Below are 26,711 nucleotides of genomic sequence, written 5' to 3' on the forward strand. Positions count from 1 at the left end.
ACCGGCATTTTGCCGCTGCTTCGCCAATCCGGGAGCCGGCCCGGCACTCAGCGGCACTTTCCAAAATAAGTCCCCGCGCGGCCGGACAGAGCAGGCGGCCGGAGCGAGAACGTCCTGCACCGGACGAACTTACCGCAGCGCCGCCGATCGATCCTTTTGTCCCTCCAAATCTCCTGTCCTGTCGAATTTATGCGGATTAGCCTGCCATCCATCCCGGATCTGCCTTGACAGAAGCAGTTCTCTTTCAGAGTATTCAGTATTCGGCATTCGGTATTCAGTATCCCGTATTTAGTGTTCCGTGAGCTCTGAGAGATAGCGGGAGAGCGCATCCCTCCAATCGGGAAGCGGCTGAAAGCCCTGCTCCAAGAGCTTCGACTTATCCAGGCGGGAGTTAAAGGGACGGGCCGCCTTGCTCAGTCCATACTCCGCCGTCGTGACGGGGATGAGCTTTGTCGAAAGACCCGCCTGGCGGTAGATCTCCTTTGCAAAATCATACCAGGAAATATAGCCGCCCTCATTGGTCGCGTGATAATAGCCGTATTTCTCGCTCTCGATCATATCGACCAGAAGTCTCGCAAGATCCAAAGTATAGGTCGGCGTGCCGACCTGGTCACTGACGACCCGCACACTCTCATGGGTCCTACCGACATTCAGGATGGTCCGAATAAAATTCTTTCCGTTCAGGCCGAAGACCCATGCCGTTCTCACGATGAAATACTTTTCCAGTATCTCGGAGACCGCGAGCTCCCCCTCCAACTTGCTCTTCCCGTAGACATTGAGGGGCGCATAGTCCTTCTCATCCGGCTCCCAGGGCCTCTCCCCTCTTCCGTCAAAGACATAGTCCGTGGACAGGTAGAGAAACTTCGCGCCCGCCTTTTTCGCGGCCTCCGCCAGAAAGCGCGTGCCCTCCGCATTGATCCGCATGACCTTCTCCACCTTGTCCGCATCTTCTGCATCATCCACCGCCGTCCAGGCGGCGCAGTGAACGACCGCGTCCGGAGAGAGCTCCGACATCCTTCGGGACACCGCTTCGGAATCCGTGATGTCCATCGAGAGATAAGGCATCGATGTCACGGCGGACCCGTCCGATATTCCGTTATACTCCGGAGACAGATCGGATCCCACGCCCTCGATCCCCCTCCGGAACAGCTCATTCATCACATCGTGTCCGAGCTGTCCGCCGACACCGGTCACAAGAACTCTCATTTTCCCCTCCTTGGCTCGTGCTCCCTTCATCCTGCCAGAGCCCTTCCAGAGCTGTCTGGGTCCGGAAGGGAAAAGCAAAGATCTCAGATCTTATTGTTCCTCAGGTCTTACATTGTTTCCTCAGGTCTTATATTGCTCTTCAGATCCTATATTGTCCCTCAGATATTATATTACTCTTCAGGTCTTATATTGTCCCTCAGATCTTATATTGCTCTTCGAAGTATTTCTGATACTCTCCGGAGATGATGTGCTCCCACCATTCCCTGTTCTTCAGGTACCAGTCGATCGTCACGGGGATCCCCGTATCAAAGCTGTACTCCGGCTCCCAGTGGAGCTCTCTCTCTATTTTCGCGGGGTCCATCGCATATCTTTGGTCATGCCCCGGGCGATCCTTCACATACTCGATCAGACTCTCCGGCTTTCCGAGCGCATGGAGAATCGTCTTTACGACCTCCAGATTGCTCCTCTCATTGTGTCCGCCGATATTGTAGACCTCCCCGGATCTCCCCTCCCGGACGATGCAGTCGATCGCCCTGCAGTGATCCGTCACATAGAGCCAGTCCCGGACATTCGCCCCGTTTCCGTAGACAGGGATTTTCTCCTCCTTCAGCGCCCTCGAGATCACAAGCGGGATCAGCTTCTCCGGGAAATGATAGGGCCCGTAGTTATTCGAACAGCGGGAGATTGTGACCGGAATCCCGAAGGTCCTGTGATAGGCCATGACGAAAAGATCCGCGCTGGCCTTGGAGGCCGAGTAAGGGGAGGAGGCCTTGATCTGGTTCTCCTCTGTAAAGAAAAGATCCGGGCGGTCCAGCGGAAGATCCCCATAGACCTCGTCCGTAGAAACCTGGTGATAGCGCCGGATTCCGAAGCTTCTGCACGCATCCAGCAGGGTGACGGTTCCCATCACATTGGTCCTGACAAAAATGTCCGGATCCGTCACAGAGCGGTCTACATGGGACTCCGCCGCAAAATTGATGACAAAATCCGGCTTTTCCTTCTCAAAGAGGGAGAAGATGAACTCTCTGTCCGCGATATCCCCCCTCACAAAATGATAGTTCGACTTCCCTTCAAGCGGCTTAAGCGTCTCCAGGTTTCCCGCATAGGTCAGCTTATCGAGACAGATCCACTGATCCTCCGGATAGGTATTGACCGCAAAATGCATGTAATTCCCGCCGATGAAGCCGGCGCCGCCGGTCACGATATATTTCATCCTCTTTTCCTCTTTTCTCCGGATGCTGCCCGCAGTTCTCCGGATCTCTCTGATATCCCGCCTCCGTCCCGCGGATGAGCGGGGCGGCTCTTCCGGATATAGCGGATGCTCTCTCTGCTATATCCCGTTTCCGGCCTGCGGACGAGCGGAGCGACAGCCGAAAGTCTCGGTCCCGCGCAAAAGCTCAGTCTCGCATAAAATCCCGATCCCGCGCAAGAGCTTAATCCCGCACAAAATCCCGGCCCTGTGCAAAGGCTCAGTCCTGTACGATAAACTTTCCGTCCAGCACATCCTTCAGATACTTACCGTATTCATTCTTCCGGTACATCTGGTAGGCACTCTCGACCCTGTCCCTATCGATCCAGCCATTCAGATAGGCGATCTCCTCCAGGCAGGCGATCTTCCGGTGCTCATGAGTCTCGATCGTGTGGACGAAGTTCGTGGCATCGACCAGAGATTCCTGCGTCCCTGTATCCAGCCAGGTAAAGCCCTGCCCGAGGAGAGAAACATCCAGCTCACCCTGCTCGAGATAGCTTCGGTTCAGATCCGTGATCTCGAGCTCCCCCCTCGCGGAGGGCTTCAGCTTCCTCGCATAATCTACGACCCGATTATCATAGAAGTAGAGTCCCGTCACCGCGTAATTGGATTTCGGGAACTCCGGCTTCTCCTCAATGGAGACGGCCTTCCCCTTTTCATCAAAGGAAACGATGCCGAAGCGCTCCGGATCATCCACATAGTAGCCAAAGACCGTCGCCCCTCTCTCCTTCGCGGAGGCCTCTCTCAGAATCTTCCGGAAGCCGTGGCCCGAGAAAATATTGTCCCCGAGAATCATCGCGACGGGATCCCCGCCGATAAAGTCCGCTCCGATCAGGAAGGCCTGGGCGAGCCCGTCCGGAGAGGGCTGTACGGCATAGCTCAGGCGAATGCCAAACTGTGAGCCGTCACCGAGAAGCTCCTCGAAGCGGGGCGTATCCATCGGAGTGGAGATCAGGAGGATATCCCGGATGCCGGCGTTCATAAGAACGGAGAGCGGATAATAGATCATCGGCTTGTCATAGATCGGAAGCAGCTGCTTGGATGTCACCCTCGTGAGCGGGTAAAGTCTCGTGCCGGAGCCTCCGGCCAATATAATTCCCTTCATGATTTCCCCCAAAAATCCTCTGCGGATCCCCTCTCCCGGCAAAAAAGGCCGCGGCCCGGAGAGGGGCGCCGAAGCCTCGGCATTTACATAATCCTTGAAATTTTAGCATAAGAAAAGAGGGCTGTCAAAAGCCCCCCAATCCCGTTGTCAAAGAAAAATAAGAGTCAGGGGAGATAGGTCCGAAACTTTCCATTCCGGATGAAATCCCAGATCCAATAAGAAACAAGGCATAGGAAAATGATATAAAACAAGGCATACGACATAGACGAATCGCCTGTAAAAATAAAGCTTTTTTGAGGGTCAAATGGCCAACACAAAAGAACCCAAAGAAAATATAAAAAGATGCATATAAGGAGCCAGAACAGTTCTTCGATAGATCTCGGGATTGGAATTAAGCCGCAGAGCAGGCCATAGATCCAGAATACAAAATAAGTGTAAAGTAACTTTTTCAGGAAGCCGCACAGCAACCTTTGCTTTTTCTCAGAAGGAGACAAGGGCGCCCTTTGACGGGATCCATCCTCCGGAAGACTACCCTGTGAGCTGCCGAGTAAAGTCATCTCCTTTACAGAGTCCTCCTCCGAACGCTTAGAGGAAGACAGAAAGGCGCGTGAATCCCACTGGTATCTCTGGACGAAATCCCAAATCCAATAAAGGAGCATCCCAAAAAGAAAGATATAGTAGATCAGCGGATAGCCCGAAAGAGAAGACAGATATTGTGGAAAAAAAGGCAGAAGGAGAACAAGGATAAAAAGAAAAGGAATAATGATGGAAATCTCAGGCAGGCGAGCAAGAGATCTCGGGACAAACTCAGGGTATACGATGAAAGCATAGATCCAAAACAGAAGGTAGAGAAAAAGAAGCCTTTTCAAAAATCCATAGAGAAGTCTCTGCCTCCCCACAGGAGAAGAAAGAATCCTTTCCAGGAAAGACAGAGCCTTATGGAAGATGTCCGTAAAAGCCTTCAATGACGAATTTTCTCTCATAATCGCTGCCTCCCTTTTTGTTCATGTACCAGTGAAGTGTAGCTTTACGAGGGACTATCGACATGCAATTTTTGCGCCAAAAGCGGTTTGCAAGACTTTCACAATACTGCGTCCCTCAAATATTTACTGCTTATGGCAGACTGTGGACTCAGTCCTCAGCCTCATCTTTCTCCACTTCACTTTCCTCTGCGGCATCTTCTTCCCGCCTTGCTTGATACCTGCGAAGCAGCAGAAGGATCAGAATTCCACCGCCCAATACCAGTGCGAATCCGGGGAAAAATAAAAATACCCGTACAAAAATGATAAGCATGTAAATCATCAGCTTCACTGCCAGTATCAGAAAATAAGTCAAACTCTGAAAAGAGATCAGCTCCCAGGAAGGAAGCAGTATATTACTGATACGAATCAAGAGATAAAGCAGCATGAGCCCTAAAAGGAAGTCTTGAACGACTTTTTTGTCGAGAGGATTCTCTTCCATTTTCATCTCCTAGCGAATATATATCTTCTCGAACTCATAATTTCCGACAGAACCCGGCAGTTTGCGAAGGATACCATTGTGATAGGAGTATAATTCCGGATAGGAGTCAATGATGTAGCCCTTTTGGCATCTAAAAAGCAGACAACTGTTTTCCTGTATAGAAGTGGAAGAATCGGACGAAGAATCATATCTAAATATCCTTTCGGCCATTTTATAAAGGATATCGGAATTCTCATCCTCAGGAGACAGCAGGACCTGGAATTTCTGTCCATTTCTTATCAGTACCTTTGGAGTACGATCCATTTCCTCAAATTCCGAAGGGACGGGTGAGACCTGTATTGAATAAGACACCCCTTCGGGATCTTCGTCGCGATGCGCAAGAAGGGAAGACTGCCAATTCGTCATCCGATAGGCTCTTCCGTCAAAGATCGCAAAATATTTTTGCTGGTCCGGATGTGTATCTAAAAGAAAATGATTCCATTCCATCCTTTCATTGCGGCATTCAAAACAGACGATTGCCTGAGAATGAAAAACGATAAGCGTATACATCATCTCCAGGGCGAGGCAGCCCATGAATAGATTCCTCAAAAATCTCTTTCGACTTATTGGATCAAGATGCTTCCATTTCAATTTCATAAGAGTCTTCCTCTCGTCAAAACATTAACGACATCATCCAATAGCATCTTAGAAGTATCTATGGAATCACTTTGATGTTTTATTTTAATTCCTTTCCATTTATCCAACTCGGGATCATGATAAATAGAATTAGCTCTGCTGACCAATTCCACATGGGAACCATTATATTTCCTAAAGTGAGCGTTATTCTCTAATTCGCCACACATGGTGGAAGAAAGAAGAGGTACGGTTCCATCTCCCCACTTCCAAGCTGCGTACTTTAAGGAACTCTCATATTTTTTTCTATAGAGAAATGCTTCATCCTCAAAGTCTAATTGGCATAAAGTGGAATGTCTTGTCCCAACAAAGAAAAACGCATTTTCATAATCCAGAAGAGCATTTCTTCCATTCACCCTTATTGATTTTTGAAATTGAACAACACGACTTAGAATTTTTTCTCCCCAAATTCTATTACACATTTCCAAATACTCTTCATAGCTTTGTGAGTCCAGATATTCTATATATTGTTGCGAAGGAATTAACTCTGCAACCCCTGGAAAACTGGCTTTTAACTCTTTTTTCAAACCTCCGAGGATTGCTAATCCGGTATCCAAGCTCATATTGATGAAATCGAGTTTCTTCAACACATCCCCCGATCCCAAGACGTTCCATCTTACGACAGAATCTATTAATTTGGGAGCACCTTCATAGGGAGTTCCAAGTGTAATAATCTTCCCGATTTTACTTCGTATAGATGTATCCGTACAAATGGTGAAATTCCCACCCCCTAAAGGCACAGCAATTTTGCCAGAATATAAAGCAGAAATTACCAGACCGCCCATACTATGACCAAGTAAATCAACTGTACGATAGTTTCGCCTTAGGCAAAGCGCTTCAATAAAATTTCTTAGTGCAGTTGCACTTTCAAAGTTACTTTTTCTCCAATCATAACTGAAAAAGTAGATTCCTCGCCCGCCTATTCTGTTATCCTGGCAAAGACCATCTATCAGAGTTTTTGCGCTATTTTGTGCTCCATATTCTCTTCCATATCTTTTTACACTGCCTTCGGCATATTTAGGAGAAAGATAGTTTTGATTCTCACAGGGTCTTGTATAAAGAAGCTCAGGTTGAGTAAGGGGTGTATATTCGTCCAGAGACATGGCAGAAAAGAAAGTACCGGGATCCCAAACTTGCGTATCTTTAGTAAAGACCGACGGATCTTTGTATAAACGACTCCCCATTACACCGGGAACAATGATAATAGGTGAATCCTTCTCCTCTAATAAATACTTACGCATGAATGTCAAACCGGAACTGATTGGAGCAATAATAGCTGTCGGGTTTTTCTCGCAAAAAGTATAAGAGTCCATGGTCAATGCGCGGCTGCCATCGTTAAATTCGACATTAGATATATTTTGCCAGTTTGTGGTAGATGTGCAAGTGGATATCTGTGGGCGAAGGTTTGATGATTGGCTAATATTTTCTTGAGCATACTTACATTTTCCAAAACATCCTTTTTCTAAACGATCCCCAGAACTAAGAAGAGGAAAGCATCCAGCATCCGCATAAACTCCGCGATCCTTCCCAAACATTTGCAGCGGTTCACAACTCCCATTCGTCTCCTGACAGTATTTGCAGATAAAGGCCGCTCCGCTCACGAGGTAATCGGCACCTTCAGGCGGGTGCTCCTGGAAATATTCGTTGACGAGTCGGTAGATTTCCTTCTCTTCCTCCTCCGTAAGGGGAGGGATGGGTTCTCTCTCTTCAAAAAAGCTGTCGATGAAGGTCTGAGAGAACTGCATCTCCGGAGGAATGGAATCTGAGGCCTGGGATTGGCCCCGGGGTTTTGTTTCCTGCTGCTTTCCGCTAGTCTCGCTCGGACTCGCTTTTTGTCTCTTCTCCTCTTTTTCCCTTTCCTTTTCTCTTTCTCGCACTCCTTCTCTTTGCTCTTGGTAGTCTGCTCCCTCCCTCTTCGCCTTTTCGAGTTGCGCGATGCGGGAGACGCCGAGTTTTGGTGCCTCGATTTGGGGAGGAGAAATGGCGGAATCCGCGGAATGAGAATGGGATTTCGCGTTTTGGGAGGAAGGCTGTGAATCGGCGGACACTTTCTTTTTTCTGCTGAATTCGTCGAGCATGGCTGTCTCCATAAAAGGGGCTTCCGCCGGAGCAAAGCTCCAGTCGGGGGAAGATGTTAAACCATAATGAAAAATATACAGAAATTCCGGAATAAAAAGCAACAGATATCATCGACAGCACCGGAACAATAGGATCCAATCGATGGACCTCAAGTCGGCAATAGCCGGCGATCTGAAAAATGAGACAAGGGCCAAACACCGAGGACATATGCCTGAGAGAAAAAACCGGTATTACAGACCTGTGGCGATAAAAGAGATAGCTTTTCCGGAAAGGGGGAATCCCCCCGATAAGAATCGAATGCGAAACTCTTATCTTCTTTAAGATAAAGTATAAGGCCGCAAAGAGAAAAATAAAAGGTCCAAAAGGACTTTCCTGAAAATGGAAATAGAGAATTCTATCCCTCCTTCTTGGAGAGAAAGCACAATAAGTATTCTAAAAAGGCAAAATAAATTCCTGCTTGGAAATGTTTTTCTATCGGAGCCTATCAGCGCTGCGAGATTCTGCTCCTTGCAAAACGCTCTATAGGTCTATCTCCGGCTTCCGGCATAAGCCCTGCCTCACCGGAGAAGGCTTTCCTTCCCCGGTGAGGCAATACCAGAAATATCCAGGCGGAGATAACTGCTTACTTTCCCCAGACCTCCTCCGCGACCTCCTTCACAAGCCGAAGCTTGTTCCACTGCTCTTCTTCCGTGAGCTTATTCCCGATCTCGCAGGACGCGAATCCGCATTGCGGGCTGAGACACAGTCTCTCCAGAGGCACGAATCTCGATGCATCGTGAATCCGTTTTTTCAGGATCTCCTTGTCCTCAAGCTGCGGCCGCTTCGTCGTGACAAGTCCGAGCACGACCTTCTTTCCCTCCGGAATCCGGGAGAGGCAGTCAAAGCTTCCGGATCTCTCATCGTCAAACTCCAGATAAAAGGCATGGACATTTTCGCCGGCAAAGACATAGGGAGCGACTCTGTCATAGGGGCCGCTGCTCGCATAGGCGGAATGGTAGTTACCGCGGCAGATATGGGTATTTACCGTAAGATCTTCCGGCAGATCCCGGAGCGAGAGATTATTGATCCTGAGATATCTCGATGCCTCCTCATCCTGCGTGCTGCCGTTTCCCACCCGGGCCTTCCAGTAGGCATCATCTACGATCATGCCCCAGGTACAGTCGTCGAACTGGATATTCCGGCAGCCCGCTCCGTAGAGGTCCTGGATCACCCTGCGGTAGGCAGCGGCCAGGTCCTGGATCAATTCTTCTGTATCCGGGTAGATCCTCGCTGTCTCCTCCGCATTGTCCGCCCGGAAGAGCTCGGCCAGGGTCTGCGCCGGTGCCGGGATCGTCTGCCGCGCGACGGTATTCTCATCCTCAAACTGCTTCAGAAAGCGGAAGCAGCGGACGAAGGGATGATCCTCTCCGCTGATCTTTCCTCTCACCCGGCAGGAGCCGTGCGTCGTCTCCTCACCATGAAAGAAATAGCCGTGATCAAGCTCGATATGCTCCAGTCCCTGCAGCCCCCACATAAAGTCCAGATGCCAGTAGCTCCGCCGAAACTCCCCGTCAGTGATCCCGTGATAGCCGAGTTCCTTTTGCTTCCTCACGAGATCGGCGATGCACTCCTCTTCGACCTTTTCGAGCGCCTGATCCGAGATCTCCCCCCGCGCCCGCGCGGCTCTCGCCTCCTTCAATCTCTCCGGTCTCAGAAAGCTCCCCACAAAATCATAGCGAAACGGCGTTCTCAGCTTGCTCATCGTAATATTCTCCTCTTCGTGCGGCTTGGATCAGCTCAATCTTCCCATGGCTTTTGATGCTTCCATCTTATTCCCTTCCGACTCTCCCGCATAATACTTATAAGCATGAGCTGTCTATAGTTTCAATTTATATATATTCGATGGTCTGCGCTTCTCTCATCGGATTCAGCACATTCATTACTTCCATTCCCTTCCTTGCTTCCATTCCCCTTCTCTATTCTATTCACTTGATTACTGTCATCTCCTTTATTACTATTATTGCCTTCATTGATGCATTTCTTTTATTGCTCCTATTGCTTTTATTCCTTCTATTACCTCTATCGCTTTCTCTCCTCTTCTATCCCTTACTCAGTCAGAAAATCGATTGGATCGTACCGCCCCCAACGACATTTTCTCCCTCATAGAGAACAATCGCCTGCCCTATAGCCGGCGCGCGCTCCGGCTCCTGAAAGCGGACACGGACTCTCCCATCCGGGAGGAGCTCCGCCTCGGCCGGAACCTCCTTCGCCCGGTAGCGGCTCTTCGCCGTGACCGGGATTGCCCCTTTGATTTCCGAGGGATCATAGAGAATCCAGTTAAAATCGTCCGCGATCAGCTCCTTCTGATAGAGCTTCTCCCCTCTCGTCAGATAAACTTCATTCTTCAGAAGATCCTTCTCATAGACATACATCGGAGCCTCCAGGGAGAGACCGAGCCCCTTCCTCTGTCCGATCGTATAGCGGACGATCCCGCGGTGACGCCCGAGGATCCTTCCCTCCTCATCCACAAAGTTCCCGGGCGGAAAGCTTCTCCCGAGGTAGGACTCGAGGAAATCTCCGTAATCTCCCTCCGTCACAAAACAGATGTCCTGGGAGTCGCGCTTTCTCGCATTCAAAAAATGGAGCTTCTCCGCGAGCTCCCGAACCTCCTCCTTCGTCTCGAAATCCCCCAATGGGAAGACGGAATGCGAGAGCTGCTCCTGAGAGAGGAAGTAGAGAACATAGCTTTGGTCCTTCGCGGCATTCCTCGCCTTTTTGAGAAGCCAGCGTCCTCTCCCGGCGTCGAAGGAAACCCTGGCGTAATGCCCCGTCGCGATCGAGTCAAAGCCCAGCTCCCTGGCCCTTTGATAGAGGCGGCGGTGCTTCATATAGCGATTGCAGTCGATGCAGGGATTCGGTGTCCCTCCCTTGAGATAGGTCTCCGCAAAGCGCCGGATCACCTCTCTCTCGAAGTCCCCCGTAAAGTTAAAGACATAGTAGGGAATGCCGAGCACGGAGGCGGCCTGCCTCGCATCCTCCGCGTCCTCTGCCGTGCAGCAGCTCCCGACCCGGCAAGTCCCTCCTCCCTCTTTCTCATAGAGCTTCATGGTCACTCCGATGCAGTCATAGCCCCGCTCCTTCATAAGGGCCGCCGCGACAGAACTGTCCACCCCGCCGCTCATGGCAACAAGCGCCTTCTTTCCCATTCCGCTCACCGCTTCTCTTCCTTTCCGTCCACAGTCATTTCCTTCCGATCTCTGCGGCCTCTGCCCCATACTTCAGGAAACAGATCCCATTTCTGTCCTCTTCAGGGATATCGCTTCCTCTTCCCAGCCCTGTCATTTCCGATGAGATGCTCCTGCCGGATCTTTTGGCATTGCGGTACAAAGCCAGCAGGAGTACATCCTTTGAATAAGCCTCTGTCTATTCTGAATTTCTCGGTATTGCGGTGTTCCTAAGCCCTGCACGCTTCCCGGGGCCCGGCTTCGATGGATGGATGTTATATTGCTCCTAAAGCCCTGCGCGATTTCCGGGGCCTGCTCCTCTGTGATGATTCGAGGCCGCCAAAAGGATAAGCCAGAGCTTCCATTTGCTTAGAAAAGAAGGCGGAAGCGGAAGTTATCCGGAGGTGAAAGCTCTTCCCTTCCCCGGATCGAAGCGATGAGGAGATCCTGCGTGTTGTCCTGTGATTCGGAGAGCGTTCTGCAGGCTGCGAGCATCCCATAGCCGCCGGTTCCGCTCGCCCGGTAATTGCTCATTACGAGGCGGTAGCTCCTGTCCTCCGAGAGCTCCTCTCCGCTGAGCCTCCGAAGCCATGCCACCCTCTCCCCGATCGGACGCCTTAGGTCAAAGGCATAGTCCAGCCCCGCATAGAAATCATAGTTGTAATGCTCGATCTTCGGCTCCAGAAATTCCCCGGAGATCGCGGGCTGCCCTTCTTCATCCAGTGTGAAATAGGACGCGCAGCGTTCCAGCGCCTCCTTAAGGCTCTTCCTGTCCACCTCCTTCACCACCATGCTGTTCGAAAAGGGATAGATCCGATAGATGTCCCGGATGCTGATCTCAGGCCCGAGATAGGCCTCTTCATTGGAAAGTCCCGTACAGGAGAAATCCGCTCCGCTCTCCGCAAGCTGCACCGCATTGATCAGCGCGGCGATCCTGCTTCCGTATCTCGCCGTTTTCAGCTTTTCCTCCGGCCCGATCCGCTCGGGAAGCCTTCCAATCGGCTGCTCCAGCCAGCGCTCCGTCCTTTCCTCCAGTGCGGAAAGCTTCTTCGCGGCCGCTTCCGAAGGGACATTTCCGGAGGGAAGCAGCTTCCCGGAGAGAGAGAGATGCCTCTCCCCCCTCCCTGTCTCAAGCTCCCCCTCAAAGAGGAGGTAGCGCTCCGCATTGGCGGGGGGCTGTGCCGTAAAGCTTCGGAAGAGCCGCCTCCCCTCCACCGCCATATGCTGATGACCTGTGAGGAGAATGTCAAAGCCGCATTCCCTCGCGATCTCGCAGGCGATATTTTCCCGGGAATCCGTGAGTTTTCTCCCGCTCGAAAGCTCCTCCTCATATCCCCCGTGGTAGATGCAGATCGAAATATCGCAGTTCCCCCGGAGCTCCTCATAGCAGCGCTTTGCCGCAGTAAGGGCGTCCGTGATCTTAAGCCCCGAGAGATGCTCCGGGCTCTCCCAGACATTGACATAGTCTGTCACAATCCCGCAAAGCCCGATCGTAAGCCCGTTCTCCAGCCTGTGGACAGCGGTCCTTCGGAGCGGAAGCTCCCCCCGGAGATCCGACAGATTCGCGCAAAGGCACTGGGCCCGCATCGATTGAAGATAGTCCCGGAGTACTTCGTAGCCGAAGTTAAAGTCGTGGTTTCCGATCGTGAAATACTGAAGCCCCATCGCCCCGAAGGCCTCTGCGAGCGGATGAAAGGAGAAATCCTTTCGGTGCTCCAGAAAGTACTGAAGGAGGGGACTTCCCTGCAAATTATCTCCTCCGTCCAAAACCAGGGTATTCCCGTCTCTTTTGATCCGGCTTGCCATGGACAAGAGTCCGCAGTCCTTTTTCTTTCCGGTCCCGTAGTCCAGCGGAAAGAGCTTCCCGTGGATATCCGACGTATAGATCAGCTGAAACGCTCTCTTCATCTTAGTCTCTCCTCCCCTGTCTCTTCCCCTCCGGCTCCTCTTCTCTGATTCCTATTCTCTGACTCCTCTTCTCCGGCCCCTCTTTTTTGCTTCCCTTTCCGGATTTTCCCCGGCCTTTTCCTTTTTCGGCCGGCTCTCCTTTACCGGTTCCGGCTCTCCTTTTGCACTTATGGGGAGTCGATTGTACAAGGATACTTCAAGGAATGCAAGGGGAGAACGTCAAAGACATCATGAAGGGTATAGGAATCCGGTTCGAGCGGTATTTTCGAAGTTGATGATTATCTTGCACCAGATTCTAATTCTTATCCTCTCTATCGTTATCCTCTCGTCAGACGGACGCGGATCTTTGTCGAAATCCACTCCACGAAGAGAACGAGGACTGTGAGCCCCACCAGAATGGCCCCGGCCTCTCTCCAGCGGTAGGCATTCATCGCAAAGATGAGCGGCGCTCCGATTCCGCCCGCTCCGACCAGTCCCAGGACCGTGGCATCTCTCAGATTGATGTCGAAGCGATAAATCGCGGTAGAAGCGAAGTTCGGCATAAGCTGCGGGAGGATGCCATAGCGGATTTTCTGCCAGCTGTTCAGACCCGCCGCATCCAGCGATTCCAGGATCTTTTCATCCAGGTCCTCGATCGCCTCGATATACATCTTTGAAACCATCCCGATCGAGCAAAGGGACATCGTCATAAGACCGGCAAAGGCTCCCGTACCGGTCACTCGGATAAACATAAGCCCATATACGAAGGCCGGAACGGTGCGGACTGCCATGATAAAAAGCCGCCCCAGAAAGGCGATCGGCTTTGGCGCGAGATTCCCGGCGGAGAGGAAGGCCAGAGGAATCGAAAGAATCGCCCCGACGAGCGTCCCGAGAAAGGCAATGCACACGGTCTCTAAGAGGAGATAGGGAACTCCGTTCTTAGTGAGAGAGAAGAGGAGCTTAAGATCCGGATGGGCGATGCCACTTAAGATGCTCAGCGCCATCTTCCATCCGCTCGCTCCGCCGGTCCCGGCGCTCTCCATCCCGCTCAGGCTCCAGAGGAGGAGGGCGAGGAGGAGAAGGACGAGCAGCAGGATATAGACGAGCTCCCTCGGTCTCTCTTCATAGGCTTTTTCGATTCTTTCGTTCATCTCGCCTCTCCTCTCACCAGTCTTCTCCGGATCTCCCGGCTTATGGTCTCAATGAAAAATACTGTGACAAAGAGAGCGAGGAGAATCATCCCCACATTGGCATAGGATCTCCATCCGAGCTGTTCATTCAGGATGAGGCCGATTCCCCCCGCTCCGACATAGCCGAGGATTGCGGCGTAACGGACATTTCCCTCAAAGTTATAGAGGCTGTTGGAGAGGTAGGAGGGAAGAACCTGCGGCAGGATCCCATGGCGAAAGGCCTGCGCCTTCGTCGCGCCCATGGCCTCCATCGCCTCGAATGCCCCCATATCCACGGTCTCGATCTCCTCATAGAGAATCTTTCCGATATAGGCGAAGGAAAAGACCGCGATCGCCGTCGTCCCCGCGATCGTCCCCAGTCCGAAGATAAAGGTCGCGATCAGCGCGGACACAAGCGTCGGAAGGGTCCGGACGAGGCTGAAGAGGAGCCGCATCAGCATGACCAGAGCGCGGCTTTTGCAGACATTTGTCGAGGCCAGCATCGCAAAGGGCAGGGCGAGAAGGGAGCCGAGGAAGGAGCCGAGAAAGGACATCTTGATCGTGTCCAGAATCGGCCCGATGACGCTCTTTAAATAGGCCGGATTCGGCGGAAACATTGCAGCGAGGATGGAGAAAAATCTCCCTCCTCCGGACAGAAGGACAGAGAGGCGGAAGCCCGTGATCCTCACAGAAAGTACGGAGAAAACGAGGAAGAGGAGGAGATAGAGCGGCGCCCTCGAGCGCCTCTCCGCCGCCTCCTTCCCGTCCGGAAGGCGATAGATTCTCGGAGGAAAAAGCTTATCGTACATCATCCCTCCTCCCCCTCATAGATCTGATGCAGCACCGGCTCCGTGACCTCGGATGCCGGACCATCGTAGACGATTTCTCCCGCCCGGATTCCGATCACTCTGTCGCAGTATCGGAGCGCGAGATCCACATGATGGATATTCAGAAGGATGCTGATCTTCATCTTCTGATTGATTCTCTTAAAATCATCCATGACCTGCTTCGCCGTGACCGGATCGAGAGCCGCGACCGGCTCGTCCGCGAGGATGATGCGGGGGTCCTGGGCGAGCGTCCTCGCCAGCGCAACTCTCTGCTGCTGTCCTCCCGAGAGCTGATCCGCCCGCACAAAGGCCTTGTCCAAAATCCCGACCTTGTCCAGGCACTCGAGCGCCCGGAGCTTCTCCTCCCTCGTATAGATCGAAAAAGCGGAGCGGAGCGGCGGCATATCCGGAACCAGGGCCGTCAGCACATTCCGGATGACGCTGGTCCGCGTGATCAGGTTAAAGGACTGAAAGATCATGCCGATCTTCCGGCGAAAACGGCGGAGCGCCTTTCCGGAGAGCGACATGACATCCACGCCGTCTACGGTCAGCCTGCCGCTCGTCACATCGTGCATCCGGTTTACCGTCCGGATCAGAGTGGATTTCCCCGCCCCGGACAGCCCTATGATCGCGACAAACTCTCCCTGCGAAATCTCCAGATTGATATGCTTCAATGCCTCATAGCCGTTTGGGTATTTCTTCCCGACATCCTCGAACTTGATCATATTTTTCTCCCGCTGAATGCGCTGCCTCCTCCGCAGCGCCTGTTTCCGAATAAGCCCTATGACAGCGTCTTCGTCCGCTTCGCGCCCTTCGCCGCTGTCCTTCCTCCGGCTATCTTTGCCGTTTGAGCCAGGATTTCTCCGGCTTCCGCCTCCCGAAATCCTGCCGGGCATTCGCAAAGCGCTCCGCTCCTTCCTCGCTTCGCTTCTTTGCTCATGTCCCTTGCCTCGCCCTATGACAGCGTCTTCGTCCGCTTCGCGCTCTCCGCCGCTGTCGCACGGCGAGAGCTCATACGGCATAAGAATAGGCAGCGAGGTGCAGTTTTTCTCCCCGCTGCCTTGGCGCATTCTTCTCTTAGTTCTTCTGGCCGAGCTCCTGCACCGCCTTTTGTGCCGCTCTCTCCGAGTCATAGTCGGAGTCCTTCGCCGGCTCATAGCCCTTATGGCTGTAGATGGCGATGACCTTCTTTCCCTCCTCGGACTTTCCGATGTTGATGAAGGCCTCCTGCAGTGCCTTCTTCAGACCATCATCCATAATCTTTGAATTCTTCGAGACGGAAATCGTATCATTGTAGATCGCCGGAGTCACACCGATGAGGTCGGTATCCTCCCAGATGGACTCCTTCATGCCGTAGTCGCTCTGCCACTTCTCCGCGAAGTCTCTCCTGGCATCCGCATAGGTGCAGAGCACATCGAGCTGCCCCTGCGCAAGCCTCGCGAAGGCGGTCCCGTAGGAATCACATTGCACGGCATGGCTTAAATCCGTGATGTTCTTTTGGAAATTGTCCTTGATCCAAAGAGCCGGATAGATATAGCCCGCCGGAGAGGTCGGACTCATCACGCCCCAGTTCAGCGCATCCAGATCCTCGAAGCTGAGCTTCTCCCCCTTATTTACCTTCTCCGCGACGGCCCTTCCCTTTTCGGAGGGACCCGCGATCATCAGGGCGCGGTAGGATGTCACCTGCTGATCCGTGGCCTCTGTCGGCTTCTTTTCATTCCAGACCTTGGGATCATCGGAGTCGATGGAAAGCCCGTCCCTTGTCGCCGTGAGCAGTACCTCCGCCCCGTCGGAGTAGAGCACATAGGTTCCCCCCGGGATAAAGCCGACATCGATCGTACCGGCCTCCAGTCCCTCGCCGACTGCCTCAAAGTTCGTGCCGACCGTGATATCGACATCCTTCACTTCATAGCCCTGCTTCAAGAGCTCCTCCTGCAAAAGCCCCTTCAGCGGCTCAGTCGCGGTCACAATCTCCTGCGGCTCGCGGGACGGGACGAATGCGATCTTTAAGCTGTCGAGCTTCTTCATCTCTCCCTTGCTCTCCGCTCCGCTCTCTCCCGCAGCCTCCGTTCCCTTCGAGGCCTCTGCCTCTGAGCTCTTCGGGGCCTCGGTCCCGGTCTTTGCCCCGGAGCCTCCGCAGGCCGTGAGAAGCGACGCTCCCACCGCCGCGGCCAGAAGCACTGACGCCAATCTCTTCATACTGTCTCCTTCCATGAAGAACGGACAGAACGGGCTTCTGCCCTGCCCCGGAAAGCTTCCCATCCCCCTCCAAAGCTCTGTCCCAAAACCTACAGAAAACTATTATAGTCACCTGCCGAAAACTTCGCAAGCGATATGCATAAGTCACAGGGGCGGAGCGCTTCTGATTTTTGCTGCCGATCTGATGCTTTGTCTGCCAAAAAGCAGGCCGTCTTTTGCCCCGGCGCTTAAGGACTCGGCTGATGCCTCCCGGAGGAAAGTCGCGCGCCCACATGAAGGAAAAGGGGCCGCAGCTTTTCCGTGCTGCGGCCCCTTTTCCTTATTCCGGTGTGCCGGGCGCGCCGGCCTCGATAGCATCCTCCATCCTGCCCGCGCTCTCTCCCTCATTGTTGTTGCTGTTGTTATTATTCTCCTTACTGCCTGAGCTGCCCTGCTTTTGTGTCTCTATGGTCTCCTTCTTCTTTTTCGTCTCTTCACTCTTTGTGCTCTTACTGCTCTTTGAGCTTTCCGATTTCTTCTCCTTGCTGCTGCTCTTCGTCTCGGATTTCTCGGAGCTCTTCTTTTTCCCGCTGCCTTCGGACTTTTTCGAGCTGTTCTCCGAGCTCTTTGTCGTCTCCCGCTCTAGCGCCCGAAGATCGGAGGAAGCGCTCTCATAGGGCATGCTGGCCATTGGGACAGAGCTGCTCGGAACCGACGCCCCATAGCCCTCTCCCGCGGAAGAGCTCATCTGTACTCCGGCTCCGCTCTCCTGCATACTGCCAAAGGCCGCGGCATTTGGCAGGCTCTGCCCTGTGACAGCCGCTGTCGTCGTCTGCATCTGCGTCTGCGTCGTCTGACTCTGCGCGGAGGAAAGGGACTGTCCGTTCGGCGGGAAGGAGTCATATTGTTTTCCGTTTCCGCCCTGAACCTCCGCGTGCCTAAGCGCGATCATTTCCGAGACCGTCACAAGCTGATATCCCCTCGCGGAGAGCTCCGGGATGATCGTCCTGCACGCCTCCGCCGTTGAGAGGTAAAGGGAATGCATCAAAATGATATCCCCGTCCTTCACCTGATTCATCACGATATCGACCACGGACTGCGCGTTCCGGGACTTCCAGTCGTCAGTGTCCACGGTCCAGTAAATCAGCGGCTTCTTCACGGCCTTTTTCACATCGTCCGAAATCGTTCCGCCGGGAAGCCGGATGAGCGCCGTCTCCGAACCTGTGACCGCTCTTACGGCATCGTCCGTCTTCGAAAACTCGGAGCTGATATAGGACTCCCCCTTTCGGCTCAAGCGGATATCATGATCCCAGGAGTGATTCCCGATCTCATGTCCCCTCTCCGCCATCGACTTCACATCCGCAGAATAGCGCTGCACTCTCTGCCCTACCACAAAAAAGGTCGCTCTTCCGTTGACCTTTTCGAGCTCATCCATGATGATCTGATCGATCTGCTGGTCCGGCCCGTCATCGAAGGTCAGGGCGACCAGCGGCTTTGTGGAATCGATGTAACGCCCTCCGGAGAGGATCTTCGTCGGGTCGGCGCTCTCCGAGCTGCCGGCGGAGGATGCAGCGGAGGCGGATTCACTCTGCGGGGCGGAGGAGGCGCTCTCCGAGAGCGCCGTCGAATTTTGGCTCTCCGGCTGCGTGAACTCGGTCTCTCTCTGTCCCGCCCGGCTCCGGTCCAGAAAGCCGATCACCGCGCCGATCCCCTTGATCCCGAGAAAGAGAACGCATAGCAGAAACACGACGGCAAAGATCCGGTACATCCTAACCTGCTGCGCCCTCTGCCTCTTCTGCTGCTCTATCCTCCTTCTCTGCTGTTCCCTGCCCCCGACCGGCGTCCGCTTCGTCGCTCTGTTCCCCGCGCTCCTCTCTGTCCGCTGGGAGCTGCGGAGCGGGATGCGGCCAAGCTTTATCCCGTTTCTCTGACTGCTCTTCCCGCCTTCCTCCTCTCCCCCTCGGCGGCTGCTCTGCCTTCCCGCGCTGTTTCTTCTCTCCTGTAAACGCTTTCTATTATTCTCTCTCGCCCTTCGGCGAAGCTCATCTCTGTCCATCCTATGCCCCATTTTTTAAATCTATGATTGAAATGCCCTTCGGCATGCTTTTTGTCTTCCATGACTTTTAGAGTATACCATAAAACTCTCTTAATATTCCCCTAAGATCACTGGAATTTTTAAAAACATAGGCTTATATTGTCCTGGAAGCAGAAATATGATTCCGCGCGCTCCTGCCCGGCGGCTCCCGGGCAGCTGCCCTCCGCCCGCATTTTCACAGGATTTCATCCCGCTTTTTACTCTTAAAAGGCATATCCTATCCGGCATGGAGAGAGGCTTTTGAGAGCGGAATTTCAGTTTTGACAGCGCCTCCAAAGGAGGCAGAGCGGCGATCGGAGGAAGCCCGCAGATGGAAAAGAAAGAAATCAACGAAATCAGAAAGTGTTTTCAGAGAAATGACTGCCGCATAGACCGGCTGCGCGGCTGCTATGTCAATGAAGAAAAGGAGAAAATCAGCAGTATCCGCGAGCTTTTTCTCGCTCTGGAGGATGAGGAGATGAGCCGCTACTGTGAACTCTTCCGAAAGGCTCTCTCCGGAAAAATCGGGAGAAACCTCTTTAATCTCTCCTTCCCCCTTGCGGAGGAAGCGGAGGGAGGCCGTCAGCATTTTCTCCTCCGCCTCCTGGACTCGGAGCTAAAGGACGAGGAGCTCGTACAGGAATTTTTCGACCGAGTGATCGAAAGCTATCAGGAAGCCGGGAAATATCTCATCATCCTCGTCCGCGGCGTCTACGATATCCCGGGGAGGACATCGGACGGCCTGGGGCTCGGGGACGCCTCCGAGGAGGTCTACTCCTTTCTCCTCTGCTGCATCTGCCCCGTGGCACTGCTCCGGGAGGGACTTTGCTATGACAAGGCAGCGGGGAGCTTTCTGAGCCGGAGCGATGACTGGGCTGTGCAAAAGCCGGACAGCGCCTTCCTCTTCCCCGCCTTCCGGGAGAGAAGCACGGATCTCCATGAGGCGCTCTACTACGCCAAAAAGCCGGCGGAGCGGCATGAGGAGATCCCCGGGGAGCTTCTCGGCGCCCCGCTTCCGAGAGCGGAAAAGGAGGAGCAGCTCCTCTTCCGGGATCTCGTGGAGGATGTCCTGGGCAGAAAATGCGACTTCGACTCCGTAAAGGGGATCTCTGAGAGTCTCTCCCAGCTGGTGGAGGAGGGAAAGGAGAAGGAAGAGAGCGCTCTCCTGGACCGGGAGGGAATGAAAAAGCTGCTCCGCGAAAACGGCGCCGAAGAGGAGCGGCTGCTCCGCTTCGAAAAAAGCTATGAGGAAAAAACGGGGGGAGACGACAGTCCTCTCCTCGCGGAGAACATCCTCCCCGGAAAGGAGCTTCGGCTCAAATCCAAGCTTCTGAAGCTAAATATCAGCTCGGAGCTCTCGGAGCTTCTGGAGAGCCGGATCATAGATGGGCGGGAATACCTCCTGCTTCCGATCTCGGATGATCTGGAGTTAAACGGCATCCGGCTCCGGCAAAAGCTCTCGGAGGACTAGTGCGATGAGACTCGACCGATTCCTCTCCGAGATGGGGATTTCCTCCCGCTCGGAGCTGAAGAAGGAAATCCGGAGGGGCCAGGTCCTTCTGAATGGGGAGGAGGCAAGGGATCCCTCCCTCTTCGTCGATCCGGAAAATCCCCCCGTTGTCCTCTACCGCGGAAGGGAATTTCACTATGAGGCTTTTTCCTACTATATGATGAATAAACCCGCCGGAATCCTATCCGCGTCCAGAGATAAAAAGCAGAGCACGGTTCTCGACCTGATCCAAGAGGACAGGAGAAGGGACCTCTTCCCCGTCGGGCGTCTGGACAAGGACTGCGAGGGCCTTCTCCTTATCAGTAACGACGGCCCCCTCTCCCACAGGCTCCTCCGCCCGAAAAGCCATGTGCCTAAGCTCTATTTCGTCCGCGTAAGCGGAAGACTCACAGAGTCCGACGCCGAGCTCTTTCGACGCGGTCTTCGCTACGATGAAGACCTCACTGCCCTTCCCGCAGAGCTCACGATCCTTTCCGCAGAGGACATAATATCCGAGGCATGCGTCCGGATCACGGAAGGAAAATTCCATCAGATCAAGAAAATGTTCCTCGCGCTCCCAAAGAAAAAGGAGGTCCTTTTCCTAAAGCGCATTGCCCTCGGACCTCTTAGGCTGGACGAAGCGCTAAAGCCGGGAGAGTACCGAAAATTAAAAGAGGCGGAGATCTCCGCCCTGAAAGAAATTCCCTCTTCCGCCTCGGAAGAGATGCGCCGATAAAGCAGCCCGAAAAGGAGTTTTTCATGTCCCGCTATGCCAAACACTATTTTAATTACGAAAATGCCCTGCCCTTTTTCCTGATCTCCTTCCTGGGGCTCCTCCTCGTTCTGGCCCTCATCCTCGCAGCGGCGCGGATTCAGTACAAAAGGGATGAAAGAGAGGAGGAGGAAGAGGAGGGGCGCGGATTTCCCCGCTCCCGCGCCCGGAGCGACCTAAAGGCTCTGGAGATTCTCGAGAGCTTCTATGAGATGGTCTTTGCGAGCTGCTCCGTCCTCCTGATCCTGGCCCTCTACTACATCATAAATGACCGGATCGGCGGACCGCTCTCCGCTCTTTGGAAGAGCTATAAGGACTGGATGCTGATCCTCTTTCTCCTGATCTCCATGCTCCTGAACCGCTTTCTGGACTGCTTCCTCGTGCCGCTTAGGCATCTTGATGTAAAGCAGGAATCCTCCATCCGGCTTGTGAGCGCCCTCTATGTCGTCCTGATCCTCCTCTACATCCGCTTCATCTACGAGGATCTGAACTATGAGAATCTGATCCTCTACTTCATGACGCTGATCATCGGGCGCTTCGTCTACTTCGATGTCACCTTCGAAAACTTCCTGAACGATCTCCGGGGCATCCTCACAAACCTCCCCATCCTTCTCCTGATGAGCGCCTACTCGGGGGCGGTGATCTACTACGGCTTTCACTCCGGCTTTCTCTGGAAGTCAAACGGCGTCATTGTGAGCACTCTGATCGCGCATCTTTTCATGATCATGGCGATCTTTCTGATCGATAAAAGCAGGGTGCTCCGCCTCTTTCTGGACTGAAAATCCTATTTCCTCAGTTTTTTCCGGATTTCCTTCAGGTTTACGACCAGGAAGAGCGCAATGACGGCGAGCAAAAGCCCGATCAGCGCGTTCTGCATGAGGATCCGGTTCCGGAGAAAGCGGGCAATCGGATTTGTCGTCACGATGAAATCCGTGATATCCACGGACGACTGATTCCCCGCGGCGTCCACCGCAAGCACCCTGAGCGTGTGCGGCGCCGTGCTGTTTCCGGAGATCAAAAAGGAAAAAACTCCCTCCTTTCCGCTCTCCGCGATCTCCTCTGCATTCCACCTCCTGGCCTCCTCCCCGTCAAAATAGACGACGAGACTTTCCAGGCGCAGGTTGTCCGATGCGACGATATCCGTCTCCAGCTTGTCCGTGGGATAGGTCCCCCCTGTCTCGAGATTCGGAAGGAAGAGCTCCGGGGCGGTCCTGTCGATGCCGAAGCGAATCGCTGCGCCCTTCTCCTCCTGCGTATTGCCCGTCACCGCTCCGTCCTGATCCTCGGCGCGGAGATTCACGCTGTAGAGCGCATCCTCCGAGAAATTCTCTCTCGCTATCGTATAGCTCGTTTCCACCCAGCCCCCGCTCCCCTCGGAGCTTTCCACGCTGTAGTCCTTCCCCGCCTCGAGCTTCCGGGGGACGGCATTTCGAAATATTGTCATGCTGCTCTCTCTGACCGGACCGAGGCTGATCTCACGAAGCTCTATATCGGAGGGTTCTCTCGCGTATTTCCCATTCAGCGCTCTCGTCCCCTCCCCCAGGATAAAGGTCGGACCGAAGCGGTTCACGGAAAAGCGAAGCTCGGCGGAGGCTGTATTCCCCGCAAGATCCGAGGCCTCCGCAAAGAGATGGTAGACATCGTCCTCGGATTTCGTATGCGGAAAATCGCGGAGGGAAAAGCGGTAGCTCCCCTCCCCCTCCGAGATATCTCCGTCTGGCTCCCTCTCCACGTGCTTCTCTCCGCTGAGCCGGATCCGGATGCTGTCCTTATCCAGGTTTCGGTCCTCGCAGTGGACAGAGGGCCCCACATTACCGGAATTTACGGACTCTGCGCTGAGCCCGTCGATTCCCAGCCCGGGCGCCGTCTTGTCGATGCAAAAGTCGAGCGGAGCCTCCGTGCCCTTCCCGTAGTCCGTCTTCAGTGCGGCATTCCCCGCGCTGTCAATGCAGTAGATCCTCAAAAGGTATTCTCCGTCCTCGGTAAAGGGGATGGCCGTCGTCCAGACGGGGTCGCTCCCATCCTCCGGGTCCTGCCTCGTCCAGCCGTTTGGAGAGGGGGGAGCGGCATCGGAGGACTCGATCTGAATCAGCGTGCTGTCCGGGGAGAAATTCCGCTCTGTGACGGCGATATAGGCCACCCTTCCCTGCTTGAAATATTTTCCGTTCTGAACCTCATTATTGTCATATTCCATGCGGAGGAGAGGAGCGGTGGCATCGATCGCGACCTGCCCCGACTGCGCCGCGGGATTCCCCGCCTTGTCCGTCGCAAGAACAGTGATGAGGATCTCATTTCCTTCATTCAGCTCGCTCTTCAGCAGAAATTCCCCATCGATCTCATAGCGATCCGCCTCTCCGTCCGAGCTCCCCTGCCTCTCCTGAAGGGAAAAGAGCGTTCCCGACTGCGTCTGCACCCCCGCGTTGTAGACCGTGTATTCGACGGAGCGAAGGCCTGTCGAGGGATCGAGAAGACCGGCCTGCGCGTGGACAGAGACCTTGATATCCCCGTTATAGATATTGTTGACGGGCTCTCCGTTCTCCGGGGAAAGGCTGAAGCTGATCTCAACATTAGAGGCCGGAGCAGCGGTCTCCGCCGGAGCGGGAGCCTCCGCCGGGGCAGCTGCCTCATTCGGAGCCGGGGCGCCGCCCTCCGTTCCGACCGCATAGACCGAAAAGCTGCCCCCGGAGCGGCTTAAGAAAACGATTCCAAAAAAAAGGCAGAGCAAAGCCCTCTGCCAGTTTCCATGCCCTGAACGCATATTGAAAAAAGCCTTCCTTCGAATATCCTTCATAGATTCCTTCAGCGGATCAAGTCCTTCGCGGTCTTTGATCCCATCTCCACATCCACCCGATAGCTCTCTTCCCGCTTTTCTTCCTGTTTTTCTTCCCGTTTCTCTTCCTCTTTCGGTTTCTCTTTCGGTTTCTCTTCTTTCTTCTCTTCCCGTTCCTCTTTTTCTTCCGCTCTCTCTTTCCGCTCTGTCTTTTCCTCCTCCGGGAAAGAACGGGAATCGGAGGGCTCCTCCGCTAATTCGGAAAGCAGGGCCGTCTCCCCGGAAGAAGAGCGGGAGGGATCATAGAGAAGCTCTGTCTCCGCGGAGCCGCTTCCCTCCTCTATCCCGCTTCTCCCCGTGCTCTCTCCTACGGAGAGGGGAGGAAGGGGAAAGCCGCTCCCGGTCTGTCTCCCTCCGATCTCTCCGGAACCGATAAGGGATGCCGCCGTCTCCCTAAGCCTCGATGCCGGAGAGCGGAGCTCCCTGAGCCTCTCCGTCCAGTCCTTTTGATTCTTCTGGTTCAGGCGGGACATATCGATCTCTCCGTTCAGAGCGCCGCTTTCTCCTCCCGTGTCCTGATTCCTCTCCCGAATCGCCTCGATCGCTCTCCTCTCCGCCCGGCCACTGAGATAGCCGATCACCAGGGGGATGCGAAAGACGATGAACAATACGACGGCCAGGAGAAAAAAGACCGCGGACAGGATAAAGCAAAGCCCTGAAAACTGATTTAAGGATTCTATATTCATGCGCCGGCCTCCGCCCCGTATGCCGTCCGTATCGCCTCCTCCGCGTCATTTTTCCGCCCCAGAAGCTCCTTTTTCAGAGCATCCGTCGTATCATTGGAGGCCTCCGTCATCCCGCCGAGCTTCCATAGAAGCGAAAGCAGCGCTTCCGCCCTCTCCTCCGAGATCCCGTCCCGCCGGAATTTATCCGCATACTGCATCAATGTCATCTCGGAGAAGTTCATGAGCTCAAAGCGGACCATCTCGCTCTCATTCTCATCGGAGGCCACGCTGTCGATCAGACTCTCCATGCTCTGGAAGAGGGGCGCATAGCTCCCATTGTCCTTTCCCTCCGCGATATTGCTCGCGATGTCTCGGTAAAAGGCCCCGATCGTGGCATAGGCCTCCGCCATTCCTCTCTTCGGATCATCCTTCGGCGCGAGACTCAGCACCGTCTCGAACCAGCCGGCGGCGCTCTTTGCGCGGGTCACTCGGTTCTCTCCGCCGTCCCCATAGGAGTAATAGTACCAGAAAAGCTTTCCGGTCTCGTAGCAGACCTCGATATAGCCGGGGAGATCCAGGAAGAGCTCATTCCGGTGCTTCCGGATCAGAGACTCCAGCTCCTCTGCCTCCTCCGTCGTGAAGTTCCCGTCCTCCTTATAGCTCTCGATCAGGGCGAGATAAGCTTCCTTGTTTCCTCCCATATCCGGGATCGCGATCGCCCTCACATAGGCGGCCTCCCTCTCCCTAAGGTCGGACATCTGCCTCGCGTCCATCAGGAGATCCTCGTAGCGGCCCGCCGCCTGTCTGTCCGCAGAATAAACGGAGAGAAAGCCCGTCGCGAAAAAGCCCGCCGCAAGGCTCGCCGCGAGGAGAAAGAGGCCCAGCTTCCAGCGCTGTCTCCTCCGGAAGCTGTCGTCAATCTCCTCGATGTGGTCCAGAGCATACATCATCTCCGCCGCCGACTGATAGCGGTCCTCCGGATTCTTCTCCGTGCACTTTAGGATGATCCTCTCAAGCCCCTGTGAAAAGGTCGGATCGATCTCCCGGATCGGCTTCATCTCATAGGGCGGCTCGGAGGGATTCTTTCCCGTGACGAGGTGGTAGAGGGTCGCCCCCAGGCCGTAGATATCCGTCCTGGCGTCGGTCTGACCCACATTTCCAAACTGCTCCGGTGCGGCGTAGCCGACCGTCCCGAGGCAGGTGGTGTCCTCATTTTTCGCTGCCTTGAACTCCCTCGCCGTCCCGAAGTCGATGAGAGAAAGTCTGCCGTCCGGCCTCAGCATGATATTTCCCGGCTTCATATCCCGGTAGATGATCGGAGGCTTCCGCGTGTGGAGATAGCCCAGTACATCGCAAAGCTGCCTGGCCCAGGCGATCACATAGGCCTCCGGGAGAGCGCCGTACTCCTCGAGCGCCTGTCCGAGGGAGTTTCCCTCCACATAGTCCATCACGATGAGAAAGACATCGCTGCTCTCGATCACATCGACGATACTGGGAAGGTTCGGGTGATGCAGCTTCTTCAGCATGTTGGTCTCTACGACCAGGCTTCTCTTCACCGCCTCAAAGTCTATGACCGCGTTCTTTCGGACCTCCTTGACCGCCCAGGTCTTGTTGGCCTTCTCATTGATCGCCATGTAGACGACGCTCATTCCGCCTCTCCCGATCACGCTCAGGATTTTATATTTTCCATCTATCACAGAGCCGATCTCGAGCATGGCTTCCTCCCAAAAATCCCCGCCCCGGAGGGCGGGCAAAATTTATGCTTTAAAATCCTCGCCGTAATTTACAGCAGCCTGATTCATTCCGCTCCGCCGCTTCTATGCTAAAGGCTAAATCCGGGGCGGG

21 protein-coding genes are annotated in these 26,711 nt (G+C 54.1%); 4 read left to right on the plus strand and 17 right to left on the minus strand.

Translation table 11 applies throughout. From position 1 onward, the window contains the following. Window positions 1-288: 288 nt before the first annotated feature. From rfbD to rfbA, 3 genes are all read right to left on the minus strand, one after another. Complete coding sequence (gene rfbD, locus GCWU000341_RS08125) at window positions 289-1,206, minus strand: dTDP-4-dehydrorhamnose reductase (RefSeq protein WP_040653918.1); 918 nt, start codon at window positions 1,204-1,206, stop codon at window positions 289-291. A gap of 196 nt (window positions 1,207-1,402) precedes the next feature. Next, window positions 1,403-2,419, minus strand: coding sequence for a dTDP-glucose 4,6-dehydratase (gene rfbB, locus GCWU000341_RS08130; RefSeq protein WP_009215424.1), 1,017 nt, complete (start codon window positions 2,417-2,419; stop codon window positions 1,403-1,405). Between the two features lie 256 nt (window positions 2,420-2,675). Continuing rightward, window positions 2,676-3,560, minus strand: coding sequence for a glucose-1-phosphate thymidylyltransferase RfbA (gene rfbA / locus GCWU000341_RS08135; protein ID WP_009215426.1), 885 nt, complete (start codon window positions 3,558-3,560; stop codon window positions 2,676-2,678). A 713-nt stretch (window positions 3,561-4,273) separates the two neighbouring features. Here rfbA and GCWU000341_RS13550 point away from each other — a divergent pair. Further along, a complete protein-coding gene (locus GCWU000341_RS13550; RefSeq protein ID WP_155812737.1) occupies window positions 4,274-4,528 on the plus strand; it encodes a hypothetical protein in 255 nt (84 codons plus the stop codon). A 163-nt stretch (window positions 4,529-4,691) separates the two neighbouring features. Here GCWU000341_RS13550 and GCWU000341_RS08145 read toward each other — a convergent pair whose 3' ends face one another. The 11 genes from GCWU000341_RS08145 to GCWU000341_RS08195 all read right to left on the minus strand — a co-directional run bounded on the left by GCWU000341_RS08145 (window position 4,692) and on the right by GCWU000341_RS08195 (window position 19,092). Beyond that, window positions 4,692-5,021, minus strand: a complete 330-nt coding sequence (locus GCWU000341_RS08145) for a hypothetical protein (RefSeq protein WP_040653920.1) — start codon at window positions 5,019-5,021, stop codon at window positions 4,692-4,694. 9 nt (window positions 5,022-5,030) lie between these two features. After that, a complete protein-coding gene (locus GCWU000341_RS08150; RefSeq protein ID WP_009215429.1) occupies window positions 5,031-5,657 on the minus strand; it encodes a hypothetical protein in 627 nt (208 codons plus the stop codon). Continuing rightward, window positions 5,654-7,783 carry a lecithin--cholesterol acyltransferase gene (locus tag GCWU000341_RS08155; RefSeq protein WP_009215430.1) on the minus strand — a complete coding sequence of 710 codons (2,130 nt, stop codon included), beginning with the start codon at window positions 7,781-7,783 and terminating at the stop codon, window positions 5,654-5,656. The genes GCWU000341_RS08150 and GCWU000341_RS08155 overlap by 4 nt, the downstream gene beginning before the upstream one ends. 611 nt (window positions 7,784-8,394) lie before the next feature. Beyond that, a complete protein-coding gene (locus tag GCWU000341_RS08160) occupies window positions 8,395-9,513 on the minus strand; it encodes a 5-methyltetrahydropteroyltriglutamate--homocysteine S-methyltransferase (protein ID WP_009215432.1) in 1,119 nt (372 codons plus the stop codon). Window positions 9,514-9,865: 352 nt separating this feature from the next. Further along, the gene (gene mnmA, locus GCWU000341_RS08165; RefSeq protein ID WP_009215433.1) at window positions 9,866-10,957 is read right to left on the minus strand and encodes a tRNA 2-thiouridine(34) synthase MnmA; all 1,092 of its coding nucleotides are present in this window, start codon (window positions 10,955-10,957) and stop codon (window positions 9,866-9,868) included. A gap of 387 nt (window positions 10,958-11,344) precedes the next feature. Then, on the minus strand, window positions 11,345-12,883 hold the full coding sequence (locus tag GCWU000341_RS08170) for a bifunctional metallophosphatase/5'-nucleotidase (RefSeq protein ID WP_009215435.1): 1,539 nt from the start codon (window positions 12,881-12,883) through the stop codon (window positions 11,345-11,347). Between the two features lie 317 nt (window positions 12,884-13,200). Next, on the minus strand, window positions 13,201-14,013 hold the full coding sequence (gene phnE, locus GCWU000341_RS08175) for a phosphonate ABC transporter, permease protein PhnE (RefSeq protein WP_009215437.1): 813 nt from the start codon (window positions 14,011-14,013) through the stop codon (window positions 13,201-13,203). Beyond that, the gene (gene phnE, locus GCWU000341_RS08180) at window positions 14,010-14,843 is read right to left on the minus strand and encodes a phosphonate ABC transporter, permease protein PhnE (RefSeq protein WP_009215438.1); all 834 of its coding nucleotides are present in this window, start codon (window positions 14,841-14,843) and stop codon (window positions 14,010-14,012) included. Before phnE (GCWU000341_RS08180) ends, phnE (GCWU000341_RS08175) begins: the two co-directional genes overlap by 4 nt. Beyond that, window positions 14,840-15,583 (minus strand): phosphonate ABC transporter ATP-binding protein, encoded by a 744-nt coding sequence (gene phnC / locus GCWU000341_RS08185; protein WP_036599450.1) that lies wholly within the window; start codon window positions 15,581-15,583, stop codon window positions 14,840-14,842. The genes phnE (GCWU000341_RS08180) and phnC overlap by 4 nt, the downstream gene beginning before the upstream one ends. A 352-nt stretch (window positions 15,584-15,935) precedes the next feature. Next, complete coding sequence (locus GCWU000341_RS08190; RefSeq protein ID WP_040654036.1) at window positions 15,936-17,057, minus strand: phosphate/phosphite/phosphonate ABC transporter substrate-binding protein; 1,122 nt, start codon at window positions 17,055-17,057, stop codon at window positions 15,936-15,938. A 319-nt stretch (window positions 17,058-17,376) separates the two neighbouring features. Beyond that, window positions 17,377-19,092, minus strand: coding sequence for a polysaccharide deacetylase family protein (locus tag GCWU000341_RS08195; RefSeq protein ID WP_050761969.1), 1,716 nt, complete (start codon window positions 19,090-19,092; stop codon window positions 17,377-17,379). A gap of 349 nt (window positions 19,093-19,441) precedes the next feature. Here GCWU000341_RS08195 and GCWU000341_RS08200 point away from each other — a divergent pair, with 349 nt between their 5' ends. From GCWU000341_RS08200 to GCWU000341_RS08210, 3 genes are read left to right on the plus strand one after another with little or no spacing between them, the layout of a single operon-like run. Then, window positions 19,442-20,581 carry a DUF4317 domain-containing protein gene (locus GCWU000341_RS08200; RefSeq protein WP_009215443.1) on the plus strand — a complete coding sequence of 380 codons (1,140 nt, stop codon included), beginning with the start codon at window positions 19,442-19,444 and terminating at the stop codon, window positions 20,579-20,581. Window positions 20,582-20,585: 4 nt separating this feature from the next. After that, window positions 20,586-21,335: a pseudouridine synthase gene (locus GCWU000341_RS08205; RefSeq protein WP_009215444.1), complete on the plus strand. Its 750-nt coding sequence runs from the start codon at window positions 20,586-20,588 to the stop codon at window positions 21,333-21,335. Between the two features lie 23 nt (window positions 21,336-21,358). Further along, entirely contained in the window at window positions 21,359-22,150 is a 792-nt protein-coding gene (locus GCWU000341_RS08210; protein WP_009215445.1) for a hypothetical protein, read from the plus strand. Between the two features lie 5 nt (window positions 22,151-22,155). On the opposite strand, the gene GCWU000341_RS08215 is transcribed toward GCWU000341_RS08210, so the two are convergent. The 3 genes from GCWU000341_RS08215 to GCWU000341_RS08225 are packed head-to-tail and all read right to left on the minus strand — an operon-like array spanning window position 22,156 to window position 26,581. Next, window positions 22,156-24,129: a hypothetical protein gene (locus GCWU000341_RS08215; protein ID WP_196794826.1), complete on the minus strand. Its 1,974-nt coding sequence runs from the start codon at window positions 24,127-24,129 to the stop codon at window positions 22,156-22,158. Window positions 24,130-24,170: 41 nt separating this feature from the next. Further along, window positions 24,171-24,887, minus strand: coding sequence for a hypothetical protein (locus GCWU000341_RS08220; protein ID WP_009215447.1), 717 nt, complete (start codon window positions 24,885-24,887; stop codon window positions 24,171-24,173). Continuing rightward, window positions 24,884-26,581, minus strand: a complete 1,698-nt coding sequence (locus tag GCWU000341_RS08225; protein ID WP_040653923.1) for a serine/threonine protein kinase — start codon at window positions 26,579-26,581, stop codon at window positions 24,884-24,886. The genes GCWU000341_RS08220 and GCWU000341_RS08225 overlap by 4 nt, the downstream gene beginning before the upstream one ends. Between the last annotated feature and the right edge of the window lie 130 nt (window positions 26,582-26,711).

This window comes from Oribacterium sp. oral taxon 078 str. F0262, from assembly GCF_000160135.1.
In the GTDB taxonomy this organism is placed as follows: domain Bacteria; phylum Bacillota; class Clostridia; order Lachnospirales; family Lachnospiraceae; genus Oribacterium.

Coding starts and splice junctions, on each gene's coding strand:
- rfbD (WP_040653918.1), bottom strand. CDS start 1,206: ATGAGAGTTCTTGTGACCGGTGTCGGCGGACAGCTCGGACACGATGTG.
- rfbB (WP_009215424.1), bottom strand. CDS start 2,419: ATGAAATATATCGTGACCGGCGGCGCCGGCTTCATCGGCGGGAATTAC.
- rfbA (WP_009215426.1), bottom strand. CDS start 3,560: ATGAAGGGAATTATATTGGCCGGAGGCTCCGGCACGAGACTTTACCCG.
- GCWU000341_RS08145 (WP_040653920.1), bottom strand. CDS start 5,021: ATGGAAGAGAATCCTCTCGACAAAAAAGTCGTTCAAGACTTCCTTTTA.
- GCWU000341_RS08150 (WP_009215429.1), bottom strand. CDS start 5,657: ATGAAATTGAAATGGAAGCATCTTGATCCAATAAGTCGAAAGAGATTT.
- GCWU000341_RS08155 (WP_009215430.1), bottom strand. CDS start 7,783: ATGGAGACAGCCATGCTCGACGAATTCAGCAGAAAAAAGAAAGTGTCC.
- GCWU000341_RS08160 (WP_009215432.1), bottom strand. CDS start 9,513: ATGAGCAAGCTGAGAACGCCGTTTCGCTATGATTTTGTGGGGAGCTTT.
- mnmA (WP_009215433.1), bottom strand. CDS start 10,957: ATGGGAAAGAAGGCGCTTGTTGCCATGAGCGGCGGGGTGGACAGTTCT.
- GCWU000341_RS08170 (WP_009215435.1), bottom strand. CDS start 12,883: ATGAAGAGAGCGTTTCAGCTGATCTATACGTCGGATATCCACGGGAAG.
- phnE (WP_009215437.1), bottom strand. CDS start 14,013: ATGAACGAAAGAATCGAAAAAGCCTATGAAGAGAGACCGAGGGAGCTC.
- phnE (WP_009215438.1), bottom strand. CDS start 14,843: ATGATGTACGATAAGCTTTTTCCTCCGAGAATCTATCGCCTTCCGGAC.
- phnC (WP_036599450.1), bottom strand. CDS start 15,583: ATGATCAAGTTCGAGGATGTCGGGAAGAAATACCCAAACGGCTATGAG.
- GCWU000341_RS08190 (WP_040654036.1), bottom strand. CDS start 17,057: ATGAAGAGATTGGCGTCAGTGCTTCTGGCCGCGGCGGTGGGAGCGTCG.
- GCWU000341_RS08195 (WP_050761969.1), bottom strand. CDS start 19,092: ATGGACAGAGATGAGCTTCGCCGAAGGGCGAGAGAGAATAATAGAAAG.
- GCWU000341_RS08200 (WP_009215443.1), top strand. CDS start 19,442: ATGGAAAAGAAAGAAATCAACGAAATCAGAAAGTGTTTTCAGAGAAAT.
- GCWU000341_RS08205 (WP_009215444.1), top strand. CDS start 20,586: ATGAGACTCGACCGATTCCTCTCCGAGATGGGGATTTCCTCCCGCTCG.
- GCWU000341_RS08210 (WP_009215445.1), top strand. CDS start 21,359: ATGTCCCGCTATGCCAAACACTATTTTAATTACGAAAATGCCCTGCCC.
- GCWU000341_RS08215 (WP_196794826.1), bottom strand. CDS start 24,129: ATGCGTTCAGGGCATGGAAACTGGCAGAGGGCTTTGCTCTGCCTTTTT.
- GCWU000341_RS08220 (WP_009215447.1), bottom strand. CDS start 24,887: ATGAATATAGAATCCTTAAATCAGTTTTCAGGGCTTTGCTTTATCCTG.
- GCWU000341_RS08225 (WP_040653923.1), bottom strand. CDS start 26,581: ATGCTCGAGATCGGCTCTGTGATAGATGGAAAATATAAAATCCTGAGC.